At 43.2% G+C, this 21,679-nt stretch carries 17 protein-coding genes; 12 read left to right on the top strand and 5 right to left on the bottom strand.

The features are described 5' to 3' along the window. Nucleotides 1–35: 35 nt before the first annotated feature. From nusB to Q0R52_RS12180, 10 genes are all read left to right on the top strand, one after another. Nucleotides 36–986, top strand: a complete 951-nt coding sequence (gene nusB, locus Q0R52_RS12225; RefSeq protein ID WP_252791561.1) for a transcription antitermination factor NusB — start codon at nucleotides 36–38, stop codon at nucleotides 984–986. Nucleotides 987–999: 13 nt separating this feature from the next. After that, complete coding sequence (locus Q0R52_RS12220; protein ID WP_295794952.1) at nucleotides 1,000–1,422, top strand: DUF1573 domain-containing protein; 423 nt, start codon at nucleotides 1,000–1,002, stop codon at nucleotides 1,420–1,422. Nucleotides 1,423–1,439: 17 nt separating this feature from the next. Further along, nucleotides 1,440–1,766 (top strand): preprotein translocase subunit YajC, encoded by a 327-nt coding sequence (gene yajC, locus Q0R52_RS12215; RefSeq protein ID WP_252791558.1) that lies wholly within the window; start codon nucleotides 1,440–1,442, stop codon nucleotides 1,764–1,766. A 121-nt stretch (nucleotides 1,767–1,887) separates the two neighbouring features. Continuing rightward, nucleotides 1,888–2,835 (top strand): CdaR family protein, encoded by a 948-nt coding sequence (locus Q0R52_RS12210; protein ID WP_295794951.1) that lies wholly within the window; start codon nucleotides 1,888–1,890, stop codon nucleotides 2,833–2,835. After that, complete coding sequence (coaE, locus tag Q0R52_RS12205; protein ID WP_295794950.1) at nucleotides 2,835–3,431, top strand: dephospho-CoA kinase; 597 nt, start codon at nucleotides 2,835–2,837, stop codon at nucleotides 3,429–3,431. The genes Q0R52_RS12210 and coaE overlap by 1 nt, the downstream gene beginning before the upstream one ends. Before the next feature lie 70 nt (nucleotides 3,432–3,501). Further along, nucleotides 3,502–4,440, top strand: coding sequence for an exonuclease (locus Q0R52_RS12200; RefSeq protein ID WP_295794949.1), 939 nt, complete (start codon nucleotides 3,502–3,504; stop codon nucleotides 4,438–4,440). Between the two features lies 1 nt (nucleotide 4,441). Continuing rightward, nucleotides 4,442–4,600 (top strand): DUF5522 domain-containing protein, encoded by a 159-nt coding sequence (locus Q0R52_RS12195; RefSeq protein WP_295794948.1) that lies wholly within the window; start codon nucleotides 4,442–4,444, stop codon nucleotides 4,598–4,600. Between the two features lie 217 nt (nucleotides 4,601–4,817). Beyond that, nucleotides 4,818–5,267 carry a MarR family transcriptional regulator gene (locus Q0R52_RS12190; protein WP_295794947.1) on the top strand — a complete coding sequence of 150 codons (450 nt, stop codon included), beginning with the start codon at nucleotides 4,818–4,820 and terminating at the stop codon, nucleotides 5,265–5,267. A gap of 273 nt (nucleotides 5,268–5,540) precedes the next feature. Then, nucleotides 5,541–8,201 carry a ThuA domain-containing protein gene (locus Q0R52_RS12185; protein ID WP_295794946.1) on the top strand — a complete coding sequence of 887 codons (2,661 nt, stop codon included), beginning with the start codon at nucleotides 5,541–5,543 and terminating at the stop codon, nucleotides 8,199–8,201. 114 nt (nucleotides 8,202–8,315) lie between these two features. Then, nucleotides 8,316–10,676: a TonB-dependent receptor gene (locus Q0R52_RS12180; RefSeq protein ID WP_295794945.1), complete on the top strand. Its 2,361-nt coding sequence runs from the start codon at nucleotides 8,316–8,318 to the stop codon at nucleotides 10,674–10,676. 69 nt (nucleotides 10,677–10,745) lie between these two features. Here Q0R52_RS12180 and Q0R52_RS12175 read toward each other — a convergent pair whose 3' ends face one another. Further along, complete coding sequence (locus tag Q0R52_RS12175) at nucleotides 10,746–12,920, bottom strand: catalase (RefSeq protein WP_295794944.1); 2,175 nt, start codon at nucleotides 12,918–12,920, stop codon at nucleotides 10,746–10,748. 218 nt (nucleotides 12,921–13,138) lie between these two features. Between Q0R52_RS12175 and Q0R52_RS12170 the strand changes: the two genes are divergently transcribed. Next, entirely contained in the window at nucleotides 13,139–13,480 is a 342-nt protein-coding gene (locus Q0R52_RS12170) for a hypothetical protein (protein WP_295794943.1), read from the top strand. 52 nt (nucleotides 13,481–13,532) lie between these two features. Here Q0R52_RS12170 and Q0R52_RS12165 read toward each other — a convergent pair whose 3' ends face one another. Beyond that, the gene (locus tag Q0R52_RS12165) at nucleotides 13,533–14,369 is read right to left on the bottom strand and encodes an AraC family transcriptional regulator (protein ID WP_295794942.1); all 837 of its coding nucleotides are present in this window, start codon (nucleotides 14,367–14,369) and stop codon (nucleotides 13,533–13,535) included. An 89-nt stretch (nucleotides 14,370–14,458) separates the two neighbouring features. Between Q0R52_RS12165 and Q0R52_RS12160 the strand changes: the two genes are divergently transcribed. Continuing rightward, nucleotides 14,459–15,457 carry a zinc-dependent alcohol dehydrogenase family protein gene (locus Q0R52_RS12160; RefSeq protein ID WP_295794941.1) on the top strand — a complete coding sequence of 333 codons (999 nt, stop codon included), beginning with the start codon at nucleotides 14,459–14,461 and terminating at the stop codon, nucleotides 15,455–15,457. A gap of 107 nt (nucleotides 15,458–15,564) precedes the next feature. On the opposite strand, the gene Q0R52_RS12155 is transcribed toward Q0R52_RS12160, so the two are convergent. Genes Q0R52_RS12155 through Q0R52_RS12145 form a run of 3 tightly spaced genes read right to left on the bottom strand, consistent with a single transcriptional unit; the run spans nucleotide 15,565 to nucleotide 21,617 of the window. Next, the gene (locus Q0R52_RS12155) at nucleotides 15,565–17,085 is read right to left on the bottom strand and encodes a SusD/RagB family nutrient-binding outer membrane lipoprotein (protein ID WP_295794940.1); all 1,521 of its coding nucleotides are present in this window, start codon (nucleotides 17,083–17,085) and stop codon (nucleotides 15,565–15,567) included. A gap of 18 nt (nucleotides 17,086–17,103) precedes the next feature. Continuing rightward, nucleotides 17,104–20,553 (bottom strand): SusC/RagA family TonB-linked outer membrane protein, encoded by a 3,450-nt coding sequence (locus Q0R52_RS12150; protein ID WP_295794939.1) that lies wholly within the window; start codon nucleotides 20,551–20,553, stop codon nucleotides 17,104–17,106. Between the two features lie 26 nt (nucleotides 20,554–20,579). Then, nucleotides 20,580–21,617, bottom strand: a complete 1,038-nt coding sequence (locus Q0R52_RS12145; RefSeq protein ID WP_295794938.1) for a FecR domain-containing protein — start codon at nucleotides 21,615–21,617, stop codon at nucleotides 20,580–20,582. Nucleotides 21,618–21,679: the final 62 nt, after the last annotated feature.

Here is a 21,679-nt window from a genome sequence, read left to right as displayed (position 1 = left end):
TTTATTTTTGCCGAAACAAATTCGTTCTTATAAAAATGTTAAACCGCAGACACCTCAGGGTAAAAGTTCTTCAGTCGTTATACGCTTATCACCAATCAAACAGCGGCGACATCAAGCAGCATGAAAAAAATTTATTGATAACAATTGACAAGGTATATGAAATGTATATCTGGATGTTGTCATTAATATCAGAAGTGACGAGCTATGCTGAAAATGATGCCGAAGAAAGGGCAACCAAGCACTTACCCACAGCCGACGACCTGAATGCAAATCTTAAAATATTAAGCAACAGGTTTATCCTCTCGTTACATCAAAACAAAGAATATTTAGCCGGCCTGAAAAAATATAAAGTGGCATGGGATTTTGAGCCCGAGCTGGTAAAGTCGCTATTTATCCTTCTTAAAAAATCGGAAGACTACCAGGAATACCTGAAAAAAACCGGCGATACCATACAAACTGATAAAGACATTATTAAATTCATTTTCAAGAAAGTGATTTTAAAATCGCCATTAGCCGAGCAGGTTTTTGAAGATAAGTTTTTATACTGGCCGGTTGATAAGGATGTGCTGCAGGCCCTTATTGCAAAAACATTTAAGAACTTTTCGTTTGACAACCCACAGGAAAACAAGCTGGCCGAAGTAACAGGCAACTGGGACGAGGACCGCGAATTTATTGTAAACCTGTTTGAAGAAAGCATACGCCATAACGATGAATACCAGGCACTGATAACCGGCAAAACCCAGAACTGGGAGCCCGACCGTATTGCCATGATGGATACGTTGTTGATGAAAATGGCAATTGCCGAGTTTGCCAACTTCTCGTCAATACCTGTAAAAGTTACTATAAACGAGTACCTGGAGATTTCGAAAGAGTTTAGTACGCCAAAGAGTAATTCGTTTATTAACGGTATATTAGACAAAATTTTAGCCGACCTTAAAGCACAAAACAAAGTGAAGAAAATCGGCAGGGGTTTAATAGAGGAATAATATCATTAAAATAATGAAAAAACTGTTTTTAAGCTTAATAGCGGCAGGAATGTTGTTAACTGCCTGCAACTCGAACCAAACCGGGGCAAGTGCAAACATCACCACTGCAAATGCTGCAGACGCGCCGGTATTGAAATTTGAAAAAGACACCCGCGATTTTGGTAAAATTAAACGCGGCGACAAAGTTACCTACGATTTTAAATTTACCAATACAGGTAAGTCGCCATTGATTATTACCGATGCGGTTGCAACTTGTGGCTGTACCAAACCCGAAGTGCCAAAAGCCCCTATTAAACCGGGCGAAAGCGGCAATGTACACGTCACTTTTGACAGCGCCGGCAAACTTGGTTTGCAGGATAAGCAAATTACAGTTACAGCCAATACCAACCCGGCCCAAACGCGGGTGCATTTAATTGGCGAGGTAACACTTAACTAATAAATATATAATTTAAAATGATAGCAACTGTTTTATTACAAGCCGCAGGCGGTGGCCTTGGTGTGCAGCAATTAGTAGTATTTGGACTAATTGCCATAGTGTTTTATTTCTTTATGATCAGACCACAGGTTAAAAAGCAAAAAGACCAAAAAAAATACGTTAACGAACTGAAAAAAGGAGACAAGGTTGTAACCACGGCCGGTATCCACGGAAGGATTATTGACCTTAACGAAACCACCTTTTTAGTAGAGGTTGATAATGGTAAGATCCGTTTTGATAAGTCGGCGATATCTTTAGAAGCGTCTAAAGCATTGAATACGCCGCCAGTGGTAACGAAAGCGTAATTTGAGCTGAAAGCATAAAGCTAAAAGCACAAAGCAACTAATATAGCTCAAAGCTGAAAGTGTGAAGTAAAAAAGCAATAATGGCTTTTAGCTTTAATCTTTCAGCTTTTATCTTTTTAAAATGGCAATAATTAAATTATCTGCAACAGAACGAAGGCGGGCATCAGCATTTTTTACATGCCTGGTACTGGCCATTTTTGCGTGGGTATTTACTGTATTGTCAAACAGCTATAGTTATACCGTTAAAGAGATCTTAAACTTTAAAAACACACCGCAAAGGCGGGCTTTCCATTCCCTGCAGTCCGACACAGTGAATGCTACCCTTAACGGGAGTGGCTGGCAAATGCTGTTTGCTAAAATGCATAAAGAAGCAAACACAATTACCATTGACCTGAGGACCCTCGAAACAAAAAGCTACGTGGTGCTAAGCTCGCAACTCGGCCTGATTAATGATAAAAAAGAAATTAGCCAGCAAATTACCGGCTTCAGCCCCGACACGCTTTACTTTGATTTTTCGAACCGGAAAGTAAAAAGGATACCGATTGAATTGGTGAGCGCGGTAAAATATAAACGCCAGTTCTCTCAATCGGGCAATATTACGCTTAACCCGGCCTACGTTATTGTTAACGGCCCAGCCAACGTTATTGACAACATTACAACCTGGAAAACAGATACGCTGCAACTGGACAGCGTTGGCGAAACTGTTAGTAAACGTGTAACGCTACAGCCGGTAAAAGAGGGGAATTTAAGCGTTGTACCTAAAAGTACGCAGGTAAATATCCCTGTTGATGAGTTTACGGAGAAAACCCTGGAGATACCGGTTAAACTGACAAACAACCGGAATTATGATGACGTAAAAATATTTCCGCAAAAGGTAAAAGTTACGTTCACCACATCGTTAGCCCGGTACGCCCAAACCGACGAAGATTTTTTTGAGGCTACAGCTGATTTGGACCTTTGGCGTAAACATGGTTATAAGGCTTTGCCGGTGGTGATTTTCAAATCGCCTGCGTACACCAAAATCGTGAAGATTGAACCTCGAAATATCGACTTTATTATTAAAAAATAATGCTTAAAGTAGGCTTAACCGGTAATATAGGCAGCGGCAAAACCACCGTAAGCAAGGTGTTTGAGGTATTGGGCGTCCCTGTTTTTTATGCTGATGATGCCGCAAAATCGGTAATGGTCTCCGACCCGTTGCTGGTAGCCGGCATTAAATCAACATTTGGCAATTCATCGTATTTTGATGATGGCACTTTGAACCGCAAGCATATTGCAGGTATTGTTTTTAACGATGCAGAGCAATTGGCTAAGCTAAATGCACTGGTGCACCCGGCAACTTTCAGGGCTTTTGATGAATGGGTAAAAAACGTTAAGGCCGATGTCCCTTATATTTTAAAAGAGGCAGCATTGCTGTTTGAAAGCGACTCGTACAAAATGTGCGATTATTCAATCACCATCCGGGCTCCCTTTGAAACCCGTATAAAAAGGGTAATGCAACGCGACCACTTAACCCGGGAAGAGATTGAAAGCCGCGAATCAAAGCAGTTTTCAGAAGAAAAAAAGTCAACCCTGGCCGATTTTATAATTGTTAATGACGATGTACAACTGGTAATACCGCAGGTTTTGGAATTGCACCATAAATTTTTGTCATTGGGTCATTAGGTCATTGAATTTACCTCTTAAGACCCACATACAAAAAAATGACTCAATGACCTAATGACTCAATGACCTAATGATATTAGACGATTTTCTTATTTTCAACCCCAACGGCCTTTACTGCAAATACGGTGACTTTTATTTAGACCCGCAATTACCGGTTACAAATGCAGTAATATCTCACGCCCACGCCGACCACGCATTGCCGGGCAATACCAACATATTTTGTACCGAAGCAACTCATGCATTTATGAAGCTGCGCCATAGTAAAAATGCAGGTAAGATTTTTAATATTGCAGGTTACCATTCCGCATTTAAGGTTGGCGGGGTTCAAATAACCTTCGTTTCGGCGGGGCATATGCTGGGCTCTGCACAGGTTTTAATGGAATACCAGGGCATCAAATATTTATATACCGGCGACTACAAAGTACAACCTGACACAACCTGCGAACCTATTGAATGGGTTAATGCCGACGTACTGATTACCGAGAGCACCTTTGCCGACCCTGCCATTTTGCATCCGGATCCGGTTGAGGAGATCAAAAAACTGAACGATATTAAGCTTAATATTTTACTTGGCGCCTACGGCCTCGGCAAAAGCCAGCGCTTAATAAACATGATAAGTGAGCACGCACCGCAAAAAAAGATTTTGGTACACCACCGGATCATGCCGATTAATGCCATCTATCAAAAAATGGGGATAACTCTAGGGAAGCACGAAATTTACGGTCGCAAACTGATGAAAAGCCAGGAAGAATTTGTTTACATCGTTCCGCCGTTTACCTTTGACAGTTATATAAGGGCAACTGGTGTAAAGCGTTTATTCGCATCGGGCTGGAAAAATTTGCAGGTAAATAAACAGGACACGTTATTTATATCGGATCATGTGGATTGGGACGACATTTTGCAAGCGGTTAAAAATGTTGACCCCAAACAAATATGGACACTGCACGGCAATGGCAAACACCTTGAAAAATATTTTGGCGATGATATCGCTGTAAAAATTTTAAATTGATATGCTGGTAGAAGGCGTTGATTATTATATAAATGAAGATGGCAATTTTGTTTTCACCAAAGAATACCATCTTAAACGCGGCTATTGCTGCAAAAACAAGTGCCTTAACTGCCCCTGGGATTTCGGAAAACCAAAGCAGGCTACTGATGTTAAGAAATAATTAAAGATATTTGTAATGAGAAAAAGAGTCAAGATCCAAGAATCAAGAGCCAAGATACGGCCTTGGTTAGGGTAGTGTTAAAACAGAGTAGTCTTGTCACTTAATTTTCTCTTCATTTTGGTTCTTGGCTCTTGATTCTTGGCTCTTGATTCTTGAATCTTGGCTCTTGATTCTTGGCTCTTGGTCCTGGTTCCTGGTTCCGATTAATATTAAGCCTATGCGCATAGACGACGAAATACAAAGCAGCAAATTTGAAAATAACTATCACAAAGCAGTTATTAATCTTTCATACACCTATAACTGGGTAAATAATGAGACCCGTTCATTGTTCGAAAAAAATAACATTACAATTCAACAATTCAATATTCTCCGCATTCTACGGGGCCAATATCCAAACCCAGCCACAGTAAACCTGCTGAAAGAAAGAATGATTGATAAAATGTCGGACGCATCGCGTATTGTTGACAGGCTAGTGCAAAAAGGCCTTGTTTCACGCTGCACCAACACCAAAGACCGCCGCGCCGTCGACATCCGCATAAGCGAACAAGGCCTTAAAACGCTCGCCATAATGGACGAAGAATTTAAAATAAAAGAATTCCTCAAAGATAACCTGACCGAAGAAGAAGCCGGGCAATTGAGCGATTTGCTGGATAAGTTGAGGGGATGATTTCCGAATAGGAGCATCTTAGGTCGCATTAAAAAACCTGGCCGTTAACATAATGGCATTTTTCACTCCAATTACTACGTCCGCGATATCAATGTGTCAATAAGACACACCTTTTCTTTGTGTTTTTCTCAAAAAATACAACTAATTGGTGTATTGGTAACAATTAAGTCTCATTTTGGCTTTAAACAGATTTTTTAACCGTTTTTTACCTAAATTACGTGCCGTAAAACCAACAATAAATACCGACAATTTTCATCATTAAACAATAAGTCAATGCGCCTTAAATTTATTTTACTCCTATTTGTTCCACTTCTGTCTTTGGGTTTTGCTCCCATAAAGCCCAAAGTCCTGGTTTTCACCAAAACTGCCGGTTTTCACCATGCGTCAATACCATTGGGTGTAGATGCCATTATAAAACTTGGCAAGGAAAACGGCTTTGCTGTTGATACCACATCAGACGATAAAAAGTTTGTTGAAAGCAACCTGAAAAAATACAGTGCAGTAGTATTTTTAAGCACAACTGGTCCCCTGCTCACTGCTGTTGAGCGTAACGACTTTGAACGTTACATACAAGCCGGCGGTGGTTACGTAGGTATACACGCTGCTGCTGATGCCGAGTATGATTGGCACTGGTACGGTCGGTTGGTAGGCGGTTACTTCGTGAGCCACCCTGCACAGCAGGAAGCCGTGCTGCATGTTGTTGACCGTACGCACATCTCAACCAAACATTTGCCTGCCGAGTGGAAACGCAAAGACGAATGGTACAACTACAAGGATTTGATAAAAGATATGCATGTGCTTATCACCATTGATGAAACCAGCTATAAAGGCGGCATCAATGGCGCAAACCATCCGATGGCATGGTACCATAGTTTTGAAGGGGGCCGTGCCTGGTACACCGAGCTGGGCCATACCGACGAATCGTACAGCGACCCACTTTACTTAAAGCACATTTTAGGCGGCATTAAATATGCCATTGGCGATCATGTAAAGCTTAACTATGGCAAGGTAACTACAGAACGCGTACCCGAAGATAACCGCTTTGCAAAAACCCAGCTGGTTACAGGCACTTTTTATGAGCCAACCGAGCTTACCGTATTACCGAACCTTGATGTGCTGATTACCCAGCGCCGCGGCGAAATAATGCTTTACAAAAACGATACAAAGACAATTAAACAGGCCGGTTTTTTAAATGCATACTTTAAAACGCATACCAAAGGTGTAAATGCCGAAGAAGGTGTTTTAGGTATACAGGCCGACCCCAATTTTAAGGATAACCACTACGTTTATATTTATTATAGCCCGACTGATACCAGTGTAAACCGTTTATCACGATTTACTTTTGTAAACGATACCATCGACAACAAAACAGAAAAAATAGTACTGCAGCTTTACTCGCAGCGCGAAATTTGCTGCCACACCGGTGGTTCAATTGCCTTTGGCCAGGATAACATGCTATTTCTTTCTACCGGTGATAATTCAACTCCGTTTGATGAGCCCGGCAGGCCGCCTTATAACACGCATGCTTTTGCCCCGCTTGATGACCGTCCGGGATTACAAAACCACGATTCGCGCCGTTCGGCTGGCAATACCAACGATTTGCGTGGTAAAATCCTAAGGATAAAAATGAAGCCTGATGGCACTTACGATATCCCCGAAGGAAACTTATTTAAACCAGGAACGCCAGATACCCGTCCCGAAATTTTTGTAATGGGCGACAGGAACCCTTACCGTATTGCTGTCGACAAAAAAACAAACTGGTTATACTGGGGTGAAGTTGGACCCGATGCCAATAAGGACAGCCTTGAGACCAGGGGACCCCGTGGTTACGACGAATTTAACCAGGCTCGCCAGGCAGGCTTTTTCGGCTGGCCATTTTTTATAGGGAATAATATCCCTTACCGTGCTTACGATTATGCTACCGGTAAATCAGGCGCTGCATTTGACCCGGCGCACCCGATAAACGACTCAAAAAACAATACAGGCCTGCGCGAACTACCACCAGCGCAACCTGCAATGATATGGTACCCTTACGCTGCCTCAACTGATTTCCCTGAAGTGGGATCCGGCGGTCGTACCACTATGGCGGGGCCTATTTATCATAACGAAATGTATCCGAAAGCCACCCGTTTCCCTGACTATTATAACAATAAAGTTATTATGTACGATTGGATACGCGGTTGGATAAAAGCCATCACTTTGCAGGCCAATGGCGATTTCGACAAGATGGAACCATTTGTGCCAACCTTGAAATTCGCCTCGGCCATTGATATGGAAACCGGTCCGGATGGCAGGTTTTATATGCTGGAATATGGCAGCGGCTGGTTCACCAAAAACGCCGACGCCGGTTTGTCAAGGATTGATTACCTGCGTGGTAACCGTGCACCAGATATTGCCGGTGTAACTGCCAACAAGACCTTTGGCGCTTTACCGTTAACCGTAACTTTTACCGTTAAAGCTAAAGACCCTGAAGGCGACAAAATGACCTATAGCTGGGATTTAGGCAATGGAGTAACCAAAAAGACTGCCGTACCGAGACTTACTTACACCTATATCAAAAAAGGAAATTTCAATGCTACTGTTGATGTAACCGACGACCAGGCAGCAACTGTAAAAAGTAAGCAGGTTAACATTATGCCCGGTAGCATGGTATCAAACCTGGGCAATCTGAATGCAAACAGCCCGGGCAAAGCTTTAATGCTTACGCTTGACTGCAAAACCTGCCACAAGGTTAGTGAAAAATCTATTGGCCCGGCATTTACAGATGTTGCAAAAAAATATCCAAACAATAAGGCTTCAATGGCCCACCTCACCCAAAAAGTAAGAGAAGGCGGAACAGGAGTTTGGGGTGATGTATCAATGCCGGCTCACCCTGCCCTTAAACAAGCTGACGCACAAAAAATAATCAGCTGGATTTTGTCGCTTAAACAATAAAACCAGCAAAAAACCGTAAGCAGGGTAGTTAGTAATAATTATCCTGCTTTTTTATTTATCCACCGTAGTGTTGCTAAATTTGCCGCACGTTACACTATTTGTTCTAATTTTCTGATGAAAAAATTACTTCTCCTATTTTTTACCCTGGCTATTTATTGCCAGGCAATCGCACAAAATCGTTCTTCTATTTCGGGTGTTGTTAACAACGCCAATTCGCAACCGGTTGCCGGTGCATCTGTAGCATTACTTAACACCAATTACAGCACGGTTACCAATGCTAAAGGCGAGTTTGCTATTAACAATATTCCGCAGGGTACTTACACACTACATATTACCAGCAAAGCCTATGCTGAGCGCAGCCAGGTTATTAGCGTAAGCGGTAAAGGCCAACTCTTCAACATAAACCTACAGGATGCCGGTAAACAACTGGATGAAGTAGTTATCACCGCTCAAAAGCGTGAAGAACAATTGCAGCAGGTGCCGGTAAGCGTGTCAACCCTTTCGGCAAATGATGTGCAGGCGTATCACCTGCAAAATCTGAAAGATATAACCGGCATTGTGCCTAACCTGTACTCGGCCGGTCCGGGTGACAACCGCAACGTTACCGGTTTACGCGGTATCGCAACTACATCATACGACCCTGCCGTGGTAACGTACATTGATGGTATAAACCAGTTTAGCCTGGATACCTATATACCGCAGCTTTTTGATGTAGAACGCATCGAGGTTTTACGTGGCCCTCAGGGAACTTTATATGGCCGCAATGCTTTGGGTGGCGTTATTAACGTAATTACCAAAAAGCCATCAAACCAAACCAGCGGCTTTGCCGAAGCAGAGTTTGGCAACTACGGCGAACAACGTTACAGCCTGGGCTTACGCGCACCGCTGATAAAGGATAAGTTATTTTTGGGTGTTGCCGGTGTTTATTCTGGCTTTAACGGTTTTTACACCAACGAGTTTAATAACACCAAATTTGATAAACAACACTATTTTCTAGGCAATTATTACTTAAAGTTTTTAGCAAACGAAAAGCTGACATTTACCTTAAATGTTAAGAATTACGAAAACCGCAACAACGGCCCGTTCACGCTAGCCGGCAACCCTGCCGATGCGATAAGCAATCCGTTCAAGGTTGACCAAAATGCCACAACAAAAATTATCGATAACATTTTCAATGCTTCGTTATCTGCAAATTATGCAGGAAGCGGTTTTAACTTTACATCGGTAACATCGTACCAGAAAAACTACCGGTACTACACCACGCCTATCGACGGCGACTTCTCTCCTATCGATGCTGTATCATTAATTAATAATTACGGCAGCAACTGGAACGATGTTAAAGTTGGCACCCAGGAATTCAGGTTTAGTTCGCCCGCATCGTCGCTGTCGCCGTTAAAATGGACCGCCGGCCTTTATGGATTTTACCGCAGCGCCCCTACAAAAACAGGCACGCATTTCGGTGCAGACGCTGCTGCTGTAGGCGCCCCATTTCCCGACTTTACCAGCATCAATACCAATATTGAGCACAACTATGGCTTTGCTGCGTTTGGGCAGGTTGTTTATACAATCAATCCACAATGGGATATTACCGCGGGCCTGCGTTATGACTTAGAGCACAAAAAAGAAGAAGTTAAAGGAGAATTCCAACCTGATGGCGGCGATATAATGGTAACCCAGGCCGATACCTCATCAAAAGCAAACTTCAAAGCATTTACGCCGAAGTTAACCGTGGCTTACCATGTATCTGAAAATAACAACCTGTTTGCAAGCTATAGTCGTGGTTTTCGCGCAGGTGGAATCAGTCAATTAGGCTCCGATCCATCGCAGCCCCCGCTTTATGCCTACAAACCTGAATACAGTGATAATTACGAAATCGGTTCAAAAAACACGCTATTTAATAAAAGGGTAAGATTAAACATTGCTGCGTTTTACACTTTTGTAAACAATGCCCAGGTGCCAACACTGGTACTGCCTGATGCCATTACCGTAACCAAAAACGCCGGCAAGCTGCAAAGCAAAGGTATTGAAGCCGAAATTGCCGCTACTTTATTTAAAGGTTTGGATGTAGATTATAATTTTGGCTACACCCACGCCCGTTACAAGGACCTGCTGGTGGCTAGCAACGGCAACGCAGTAAACTTACAAGGCAATCACCAGGTCTATACGCCGGAAGTAACCTCAATGCTTGCCCTCCAATATGCTTACGAGCTTGACAATACCCACACAACCCGCCTGGTAGCCCGCGGCGAGTGGCGTTACCTTGGCAAGCAATATTTTGATTTAGCTAACCAGATTGAACAAAAAGCTTACAACATTTTTAACGCCCGCGCAGGTGTAAGCCTTAAAAACTACGAGGTGTTTGTTTGGGGACACAACCTTGCCAATAAAACCTACATTGATTACGCTTATGATTTTGGCGCGACCCACCTGGGTAACCCAAGGACATATGGGGTAACTTTGAGGGCTAATTTTTAGAATTTAAGAACCATCAACTGTAATTAACAAAGGGCCGACTGATAACGAATATCAGTCTGCCCTTTTGCTTTAGGCTGGTATCTTGTCCTTTTTCTCACGCTGCCAAAAGCGGTGTTGCTTTATAGCATCAATAAAGGCCGCAGATAAATCATTACCGGCATTTCCTATGACAACTCCGGCAACGGCGTCATTGCCGGCCTTTATGTTCAGTTTGGTCCCAACGTAGGTGGCTTTAATCAGATCAGCGCCCTCACCATCGGCAGCTATTGGTTTACAATGGCGATAGGCTTCATTTATAAAATGAATGGCATCCGGCTCGTTTAAAAGGGCGGTAACACTTTTTTGGCCGGCAGGTACGTAAACTGCGTCTACTAAAACTGAAGCAGCCGTTAAAAAGCTTTGATCAACTTTAATTTGTTTACCGGCCGAATCTTTAATAAAGCCGTTATGTGGCGCTACAACCCGTACCACTGCTCCTTCGGCTTCCAGGGCTTTTTTTACAGATGCCAATGAATTGGCATCCACGCCATCAGCCGCAAGGAAGGCAACCTGCCTCGTCTTTATCGAATCTTTTGCTGTGTTAGCCATACTTAAAGCCGCAGATTTTTCTACAGCAGGCTTTTTAAACACCGGCTCGTAATCCTTCGGATTGTCGTCGGCGCCCAACTGGTGGTTTATGGGCTGCTGCGGTTCCGGCACTTCCATACCCAAGCCTTCGGCTACGCGTTTGGCCAACGTTTTATCGACAAAAGTCAGCAAGCCAACCACGCGGTTGCGGATGTCCTGGATATCAACTTTTCCCAACTCAAAACGAAGTGCATCGATCAAGTGGCTTTGTTCGGCCTCGCTCATACTGTTAAAAAACATGGTAGCCTGGCTAAAAAAATCCATAAAGCTTTTGCTGCGGGCGCGAATTTTGCTACCCTCAACCCGCTCCTCGAAGTGTTTAAACCCGCCATCTTTCATCATTGCCTGGAAAGGGCAGCCACCGCCTACGGTATTTGGATGATAGCTTGTTTTACCCTGGTTAATTTGCTGACGCATGTGTCCGTCGCGCTGGTTGTTATGAACGGTATTTAGCGGCCGGTTAATTGGTATTTCCTGGAAATTAGGGCCACCAAGGCGAGTAAGCTGCGTATCAGTATACGAAAACAGGCGCCCTTGCAACAACGGATCGTTGCTAAAATCGATGCCCGGCACAACATGGCCCGGGTGAAATGCCACCTGCTCTGTTTCAGCAAAATAATTATCAGGGTTGCGGTTAAGCACCAACTTACCAATCGGCTGTACCGGCACCAACTCTTCGGGGATTAGTTTGGTCGGATCCAATAAGTCGAAATCAAATTTATGCTCGTCTTCCTGAGCAACTAACTGTACCCCAAACTCCCATTCGGGGTACGCGCCTGCTTCAATGGCTTCGTGCAAATCGCGGCGGTGAAAATCGGGATCTTTGCCTGATATCTTCTGTGCCTCATCCCACGCTACCGAGTGTACGCCCAGCGCCGGCTTAAAGTGGAATTTTACAAACGTAGCCTTACCTTCTTCGTTAACAAAACGATAGGTATGTACTCCAAAACCTTCCATCATGCGCAAGCTACGCGGTAATGCCCGGTCAGACATAACCCACATTATCATGTGCATGGCTTCCGGTGTCAGCGAGATAAAATCCCAAAAAGTATCGTGTGCTGATGCAGCCTGCGGGATTTCGTTATGTGGTTCAGGCTTTACAGCATGTATTAAATCGGGGAATTTAATGGCGTCCTGGATAAAAAACACCGGCATATTATTGCCTACCATATCAAAAATTCCTTCCTCGGTATAAAATTTTATTGAAAATCCCCGAACATCCCTTGCTAAATCGCTCGATCCACGCGAGCCTGCAACTGTTGAAAATCGCAAAAACACAGGCGTTTTTCGCGAGGGATCTGTTAAAAACTTTGCCTGGGTATATTTACTGAATGAGCTATCATAAGCCTGGAAATAGCCATGGGCGGCAACACCCCGCGCGTGCACCACGCGTTCGGGTATGCGCTCATGATCGAAATGAGTAATTTTTTCACGCAGGTAAAAATCTTCTAATAACGAAGGCCCGCGCTCGCCCGCTTTAAGGCTGCTTGTGTCGTTGTTAACTAATAAACCTGTGTTTGTGGTCATTGGCTGTCCTGCGCTATCTTCTTTGTGCAGCGCCAGGTTTTCCTGTTTTTGGTTGTTGTTTTTGGAGATGTCTGATTTTGTGCTTTTCATGGGGCGATAATTTATATAAGCACAAGCAGTTAAATGTAAAATTTGTTTAGGTATTTTGTAAATAATTTAATCCTAGAGAATTTTTATAAATTATAATGCAATAATAACCGATCGATTGGTCTACAAACCTAAAACACAGGCCACAGGTAGCTAAATTTGCATAAATAACTAAAAAAATTAACCACGGGGTAAAACAATTGGTTTAATGAATATGTTTAATGAACATACACATCGCCAAAATGAGACTATTCAACGAACACGACACTGTAATTTATACCGATAATGAAGGAAGATTAATAGACACCTTCGTTATTTATGACACGGACCCGTTAACCGGCCTTACCCATATCAATCACGAGAATTTAAAAGTATCGGCTGAAGCTTTGCATCTGCATCCCGATACGGCTGTTCCCAAATACCATTTACCAATGAATGACGCTTTTAGTTTCGAGATTTTTAAGAAGCTGAAGGAAAAATATGATGACAGGGAGAACGATGCCATCCGCAGGGAACTTAAGGTTGAGCCTGTTTATAAAGAAGAATTTGCCCAGGCATCCTGATAGTTTACATTGCAAAAATTGCTGACATCGGTCTTTTTTCCATATTGGAATTTCAACCTGCTTTTTTAAACTCGGAGGGGTTTATACCCCTATACTTTTTAAAGGCGCGGGTCATGTGGCTTTTATCGGTAAACCCAAATTCATCCGCTATCTCTTTCATGCGCATATTGCTGTGAAGCAACCTGTTCTCAATCAGTTTCATTTTGTAGCTGAGGATATATTCCTGTAAAGTTTCGTTGGTTTGCTTTTTGAAATACCGGCCCAAATAATGTGGTGAAATATGCAGTGAGGTACCAATAGCATCGGCGCGTAATCTTTCGGGGTAGTAAATATTCGATTGGATGTATTGTAAAATATCCAGCGTTTTATCTTCGCTTGCTTCCGCGATCTTTTCGGGGAAATCCTTTGAAATGTTACGTGCGATAACGACCAACAGCGTATTAACCAGTTGCCTTATCAGTTCCTTATGAAACAAGCCGCTACCCAGGTGTTCAGCAATAATCATTTCCATTAACACGTTCACATAGTGTTTATCCGCTTCGCTTTTCAATATGCATTCCGGTTCATTCCGTGAATTCTGCAAGATTAATTCCAGTTGCCGGAGCAGGTCTTCATCTTTTTTTGATGCCTGGATAAAAACATTATTGAACCGGATAAAGAAAAACTGGGTGGTGGTGCTTATCTTAAACAAATGGTTATCGTTAGGTGCTACCAAAAAAAGGTTACCTTTCTGATAAGGCATTTCCAGGTCGTTAATAACCTGTGTGCCGGTACCACTTACAATATAAATCAACTCAAAAAAAGTATGTGCATGCCTGCCCCGCGGGCAAATATCCAGGTATTCTTTCAAGACAAGCTCAAATGGCTCTCTTAGTTGATCTTTAAACATAGTCGCAAACTTACAACAAAATGGTGTAATTATACAACTATTTGATCCTGTAGCTGATATACCTTTGTAATGAAATAAAGATTAGAAAAATGAAAGCATTAGTTTTAAACGGGTTCAATACACCCTTTGAATTAAAAGAGATAGAAAAACCTGTCGCACAAAAAGGCGAGGTATTGGTAAAGATAATGGCCAGCGGCGTAAACCCGCTCGATCTGAAAATCAAATCGGGCCAGGCCGCCCACGCTAAGCCAAAAATACCGGGCGCTATATTGGGCATTGATATGGCAGGTGTTGTGGTGGCAGTTGGCGAGGATGTAACCGCCTTCGCCGTAGGCGATGAAGTTTACGGGATGGTAGGTGGCATAGCCGGTGTACAGGGCACCCTTGCCGAATATGCGGCAGTAGATGCTAATCTCCTGGCTATTAAACCCGTAAATTTAAGTTTTAAGGAAGCCGCCGCTTTACCGTTAATTACCATCACAGCCTGGGAAGCGCTTGTTGACCGGGCTAATATACAACCGGGCAGTACCGTGCTGGTACACGGCGGCGCGGGTGGTGTGGGGCATATCGCCGTACAAATTGCGATGTCAAAAGGTGCCGTTGTATATACTACTGTAAGCCCGGAACAGGTGGCAGTCGTTCGTAACTATGGCGCTATACCTATTGACCGTACTAAATACGATGTTGAGGGGTATGTAGTTGAATTTACAAAAGGTGAAGGATTCGACGTAATCCTCGACACTATTGGCGGTGCAGTGTTGGATGCTTCGTTTACAGCGGTTAAAAGGTATACCGGGCATGTTGTTAGTATACTGGGTTGGGGTTCACACAGCTTGGCGCCGCTTTCTTTTCGTAGTGCAAGCTATTCGGGAGTTTTTACGCTTTACCCTCTAATTTCAGGCAATGGCCGCAGGCACCATGGCGAAATTTTAACTGAAGCCGCCAAACTGATTGAGGCGGGAAAAATGCGGCCGGCTGTAGATGAACGAACCTTTTCTCTTGAAACTATTGATGAGGCCTATAAAGCAATGGAAGATGGTTCGGCAAAAGGAAAGATAGTTATTTCGATAAACGGGAACAACTTGTAGCTACTGGAGTACGAAATTTTAAGGGCAAACGAACCGACACAACGGACAAAAAAAATCAGGAAGGGTTTCCCCCTCCTGAAGTTCAAAGGTAATTAACTCGTTTAAATTTATTGTTTGTCCCACCAAATCCTCGTCAGGAAATCATCGGGGCCCTGGCGGCTTATTGCTGCGGCATAGGACGCTGCATTAAGATTTTGTTCACTTATAGGGTAAAGCATCCGCCGGAAGATTTTGCCTCCTGTAGCATTGCCTACATAATTATTAGGCACTAAAGCGGGGTAGCCTGTACGGCGGTAAGTAGAGAAAACTTCCTCTGCGTCGGGGAATACCCCAATCCAAAACTCCGTGTATATCTGTTCCATATTTTGGTCGAGCGTGCCTGACGTATTGAATTTATGGTTTGCTATATAAGTATTGATCTGGTTATCGGTAATTACTCCGGGGGCGCCGCCAATTATAGCCCATTGGCGCATAGAAGCAGCTATGCCGTTTTCATACGCAGCTGAAGCAGATGAGCCGTTATACCACCCCCGTGAAGCAGCCTCGGCCAGCAGGAAATAGCTTTCGGCAGCAGTAAATACAAGGCGGGGAGAATTTAACAACAGTATAGTTTTGGGGTTAGGCTCCGAATAAGTTACAAAATCGACAGGTTTTGTATTCAACCCGGCCGACATTCCTTTTTGCATAGCAAAACTGGTATCAGCAACCTTATTGTTGTAAACAATGGATATTACGCCCAGTCGGGGATCTTTATTGGCTTTAAGATGGCTTATAAATGCATCCTGGTATTTACCACCTTCTGTATTTGTAATGCCATCCTGCGCAATATAATCACTGTTCCAAAGGTTATTGGCAAGCGGGTTTTTGTTGATATCCTGGCCTGAACCTACATAAGGTACTTTGGCAATATCAGCATCGCTTAAAATAACGCCGCCGGCTATAGCCTTTGTCGCCCATGACTGGGCACCGGCAATATCAACCTTTGTCATACGCAGCGCGTACCTCAACATAAGCGAGTAAGCAAATTTCTTCCACTTGTTGGTGTTACCGCCATAAATTAAGTCCGCATCGCCAAATGTGGCTTTTGTTGCATCAAGGCTGGTTGCTGCCTGGTCAAGCTCTTTAAGCATATTAGCGTAGATATCCTTCTGGGCATCGTACACTGGTTTATATATTCCGCTGTTATAGCCCTGGCCGGCCTGAGAGTAAGGGATATCACCGTACAGATCGGTAAGCCTGGCAAAACAATATACCCGCCAGATGCGCGCCTCGGCAACAAGGTTACTTTGCGATACATCAGTACTGGCAGCCTTGATAACCTCCACCAACTCATTTATCTGGTTTTGATACGAGTTGCTAAATGCTGCTGACGACTGCGCGCTTTGAGCCAACACGTATTTCGAGCCAAAACCTGCTACATCGTTAAAGCTGGTTGTATATTGCATTGTACCAAGCAAAAGGTTCAGCATGTTCGAAACACCGTCATATTCTGCCTTGGTGAATAAATATCCCGGCACGGGTTTAGGCGAACTGTTGGGGTCTGTATTAAACTTATCAAAGTTTTTGGTGCATGATTGTATTGTAATAGTGCCGAGTATCATCAGCATACAATAAGTATATTTTTTCATCGTACTCAAGTTTAAATATTAGAATTTAACAGAAAGGTTTACGCCGAGTGAACGGGTGCGCGGCAAACCAATTGATTCAAAGCCCTGGTTATTGCTGTTGGTGAAGCTTTCTTCAGGGTCAAAATTTTTCGTCTTTTTGTATATAGTCCACAAGTTGCGTGATACCAATGAAATGCTCGCCGACTGAATATGCACCGCCTTTAAATCAAGCGCAGGCAGGTTGTATGATAGTATAACCTGGCGCAGCTTAACAAAACTGCCATCGTGTAAAAACAAATCTGAATAGATTTTATAATTGTCATAATAAGTACGCAAGCCACTTACGGGTACAGTACGCGAATAAGGAGCACCGTTTTGGTCAACTCCGGTTACCGTAAGCCCGTTTTCACGACCAGGCAGAGTCATTTTTGTTAAACCCAGGCGTGTGGCATATACTTCCATTTCTGAAAACACCTTATTGCCAAATTTCCCGTCGAGAAGGAAGCTAAATGAAAAGCGCTTGTACCTGAATTCGTTGGTTAAACCCATGGTTACCGGCGCAACGCTTTTTCCGACAGGGACATACCCTGTAGCTACAGGCAACCCGGTAGTCGAGTTGAATATCACCTGCCCATTAGCATTTTTCTTCATTCCCGTGGTATATATTGTACCAAATGACAGGCCTTCGGTATTATTTAGCAGGCCGTAGTTATTTACGGTAGCGGCAAGCTGTATTGTAGATAGCCCGGGCGCAAGCCTCACTACTTTATTATCATTATAGGCTATGTTATAATTAACATTCCAACTAAATTTTGATGTTTTAACAGGTACACCGTTCAATTGCACTTCAATACCTTTATTGTCAACCTCGCCCACATTCAGTATCACATTATTATAACCCGATGTTGGGGTTATAGCGGTGTTTACAATATCATTAGTTGTTTTGCGGTTATATACGGTAACATCTAAACCTAACCTGTCCCTTAACATCTGTAATTCAATGCCGGCTTCCGTGGTTGTAGAAGTGTAGGGCTTAAGATGGCTGTTGGTGATATCATTGCTGGCTACGTTTTGTAGTGGTTGCCCGGCGCTGGGGATACTTTTGTATGCAAGATTAATTACATACGGATCCGGTGCACCACCGCCAACCTGCGCCCATGAGGCCCTTAGCTTGGCCAGGGTGAAAAATTCAGGTAATTTAACCGCGTCAGACAGTATAAAGCTACCACCTATGCCCGGATAAAAAATGCTGTTATTTTGCGGGCTAAGCGTTGAAAACCAATCCTTGCGGCCGGTGAATGATAAGAAGAACAGGCTTTTGTAATCAAAATCTGCCGATCCAAATACCGAATTAGTTACTATTTTGGCATAATACGGGGTATTCGATATTGTAGCCAGGTTAGTTGTGCTGTAAAAGAAAGGTATTACAAACTGGGATCCATTAGTAGTTTGCTGGCTGGTAATGTGCTGACGGCCATTAACCCCACCTAAAATTCCAACGTTAAAATCTTTTGCAATTTTTCTTTTGTAAGTAGCGGTAACCAGCTCATTGGTTTCGGAAACGTCTGCTTGAATAGCCTGGTACTGGCCGTTTAGTATATACAGCGTACCTGTTGGCAATACGTTTGAATAAGTGTAGTTGTAAAAATCGCGGCTTAAAGTGGCTTTAAAAACCAGGTCTTTTATTGGGGTATATAAAACGGAGCCTTGTCCTATAAAACGGTCTTTAACATCATCCTCCTTAAATTTATTAATAACAAAGTAACCGTTTGAAGCGATGGAAGCATCGTTCCAAACTATTTCCTTGCCACTGGCATCATACCCGGGGTTCAGCCAGCGTATGTCTACTGTGTTAGCAACTTCCAGGGGCGTCCAATTGGGATTGCCCAACGCGTCGCCGGCGCCGGTGCGGTTATGCCCGGTTTCAATGTTATACTGGGCAAGCGCCTCGATAGATATTTTACTGTTTAATTTGGCGTTTACCGCAAGATTAAACGTTTTCCGGTCATAAGTAGTGCCTGGTAAAATACCTTTACTGTTCAAATCGGCTAACGAAAACCGGTAAGTAATGCCCTCGCTGCCGCCTACAAATGCCAGGCTATTGGTATAAGTGTTGCCTGTTTGATAATAATTTTTTAAATTATTTTTTTGAGCAACATAAGGGTGCGTTTTACCGTCAACAGCCACATAGTCTGTTGAACCGTCTATTTTGGCACCCCATGACCGCCTGCCTGTACCCTGCGCAGCGGCTAAAGTTGTAGGTTTAACACCACCGTCTCCCTGGCCATATTCATATTGGTAATCAGGAAAAACAGCTACATTGTCATAGGTTGCGGTTGAGTTAAATTCAATGCCTACACCTTTTTGGGCGCGGCCTTTTTTGGTGGTGATAAGGATTACGCCGTTTGCAGCGCGCGAGCCATACAGGGCAGCAGCGGTGCCGCCTTTCAGCACACTTATCGATTCAATATCATCCGGGTTTATGGCAGCTATGCCGTCGCCACGGTCAACGTTGTTGGTTGTTCCATTTGTAGTTGGCGGGCCGCCGGGTACGCTGTTGTCAATTGGCATACCGTTAACCACGTATAGCGGTTGATTGTCGCCGGCAAGGCCTCCGTTACCCCTGATAACTATGCGGCTCGAGCCACCCGGACCTGTTGACAAACCTGCAGCATTCACACCTGCAACTTTACCTGACAGGCCATTGGCTACATTGTTTTCGCGGGCCTGGGTAAATTCGCTTCCTTTTACCTCAGTTACTGAATAACCAAGCGATTTTCTTTGCTTACTTATACCAAGCGCAGTAACCACAACCTCGTTGAGTGTGCTGGTACTTCTTTTTAGTTTTATTTGAACAGGGACTGAGAAGTCAGAAACTGTCACTTCTGCCCGCTCATAACCAATATAACCTACCTGGAGGGTAACTAGCTTATCTGCATATTTGTCGGGTATAGTTAATTTGAAGCTACCCGACCCGTCTGTTGATGTACCTATTTTGGGATCAGATTTTAAAATCACAGAAGCATCAATAATTGGTTCATTATTAGCAGCATCTACAACCTTTCCATTAATAACTGCTATAATAATAGGGGCCCGGTTATCAGCAGATTCTTTTACAGAAAAAATAGAGATCTGGTTGTCATTGATTTTGCGGTAGTTGAGCTGGAAAACCGATAATAATTGCCTCAGGTTTTCGCCAAGATTGTTCAGCCGGGCATTGGTAACCAAACTGGCCGGTACAAATTTGTTGTCTAATAATCCTTCGTGGTAAGCAATTTGAACATTGAACTGCTTTTTAAGATTGTCAAGCGCATCCTTCAGCAGCACTTTGTTTTCATTGGCTTGCTGCACGCTGGGAGTCCTGGTTTTTGAATGAAAGCTGTTGCTGCTTGCAAATGCTGTCTGCGAAAAGCCGTAAACCGACTGGCCGAGCAATGCCAACAAGAAACAGCAACATTTAAAAGATGCTGATAAGTCAAGTTTTTGCATAATTAGTTTGTTTTGAGATTAGTTAGTTAGTTTTCAGTGATTGTTATGTTTTTATCCGAGTGTGTAATTTTCACGGATAACGTGGTTGAAATGGTTTCGAGCAACTCATCAACATTTGAAACACTTATCTCCCCTTCAATTTTCAGATTGGCAAGTGCGGGGTCTGCAATTTCAATGTGATAGCCATAGTCATCGGTCATTACCTCGCTGATTTGGGCCAGTGTTGCATTGTTAAACGATAGCTGATGGTTGGTCCATTCTGTAAGTTTTTCAGGTATAGCCAGCGTTTTTTGAGCAACGAGGTGTTTCTGTGCATATTCTATATAATCGCCCGATTTCATAATAAGGCGCTGATTCTGGCTTGATGCCTTTTCAAGATATTCCAGGCGTATCCTGCCGCTTATCAGGCCAACGTTAGTTTTATCGTGCCGGGTGCGTACATTAAATGAAGTGCCCAATACTTCTATGTTTACATCATTACAGTGAACAATGAACCTTTCGGTGGGCCTTATATAATGGGGGTTTTTGTTAAGGTGTTTAACATTGAAAAAGCCTTCTCCGCTAATCCAAACTTCTCTTGGCTTATTATCCCAGTTATTCACATAACTTAATTTGGAATTCCCATTTAAGATAACTACTGAATTATCGGGCAGCGTAATGGTACGTACTTCGCCAAAGGCGGTAGCAAACTCCGTTTTGGAGTTATGTTTAAGCACCCATAGCATAATAGCCACCGACGAAATCAACAACAGCATAGCCGCCACCCGCATAAATGTATTTAGCCTGAATATTTTTTGTTTTGCAACCGTCTGAGACTTAATAGAAGCTTCGATGTTTTCCCAAACTTTTTGCTGATTGGCCTGGTTTGTAAAAACATCCTGCTTGCGGTAGGCAAGTATAATTTTTGAGGCCTCGTCAACAGCCTCTTGTTGTGCGGGGTACATTACTGTAACCGAGTGCCAAAAAATCATATCGGTTTTTGATGGATTAATTACGAAACGAATAAAATCGTCGTCATCTAAAAAGTCCTGGAGGGTGTAAGTACTATATTTCGCAATATCCATGCTATATAAGTTTCTAATTTTAACCTTATATACATGGAAGGGCTTAAATTATCCCTTCAAAA

This window comes from Mucilaginibacter sp. (assembly GCF_025359345.1).
In the GTDB taxonomy this organism is placed as follows: domain Bacteria; phylum Bacteroidota; class Bacteroidia; order Sphingobacteriales; family Sphingobacteriaceae; genus Mucilaginibacter.
Note: the sequence above shows the minus strand (reverse complement) of the source record. Positions and strands in the feature narration are given on the sequence as shown.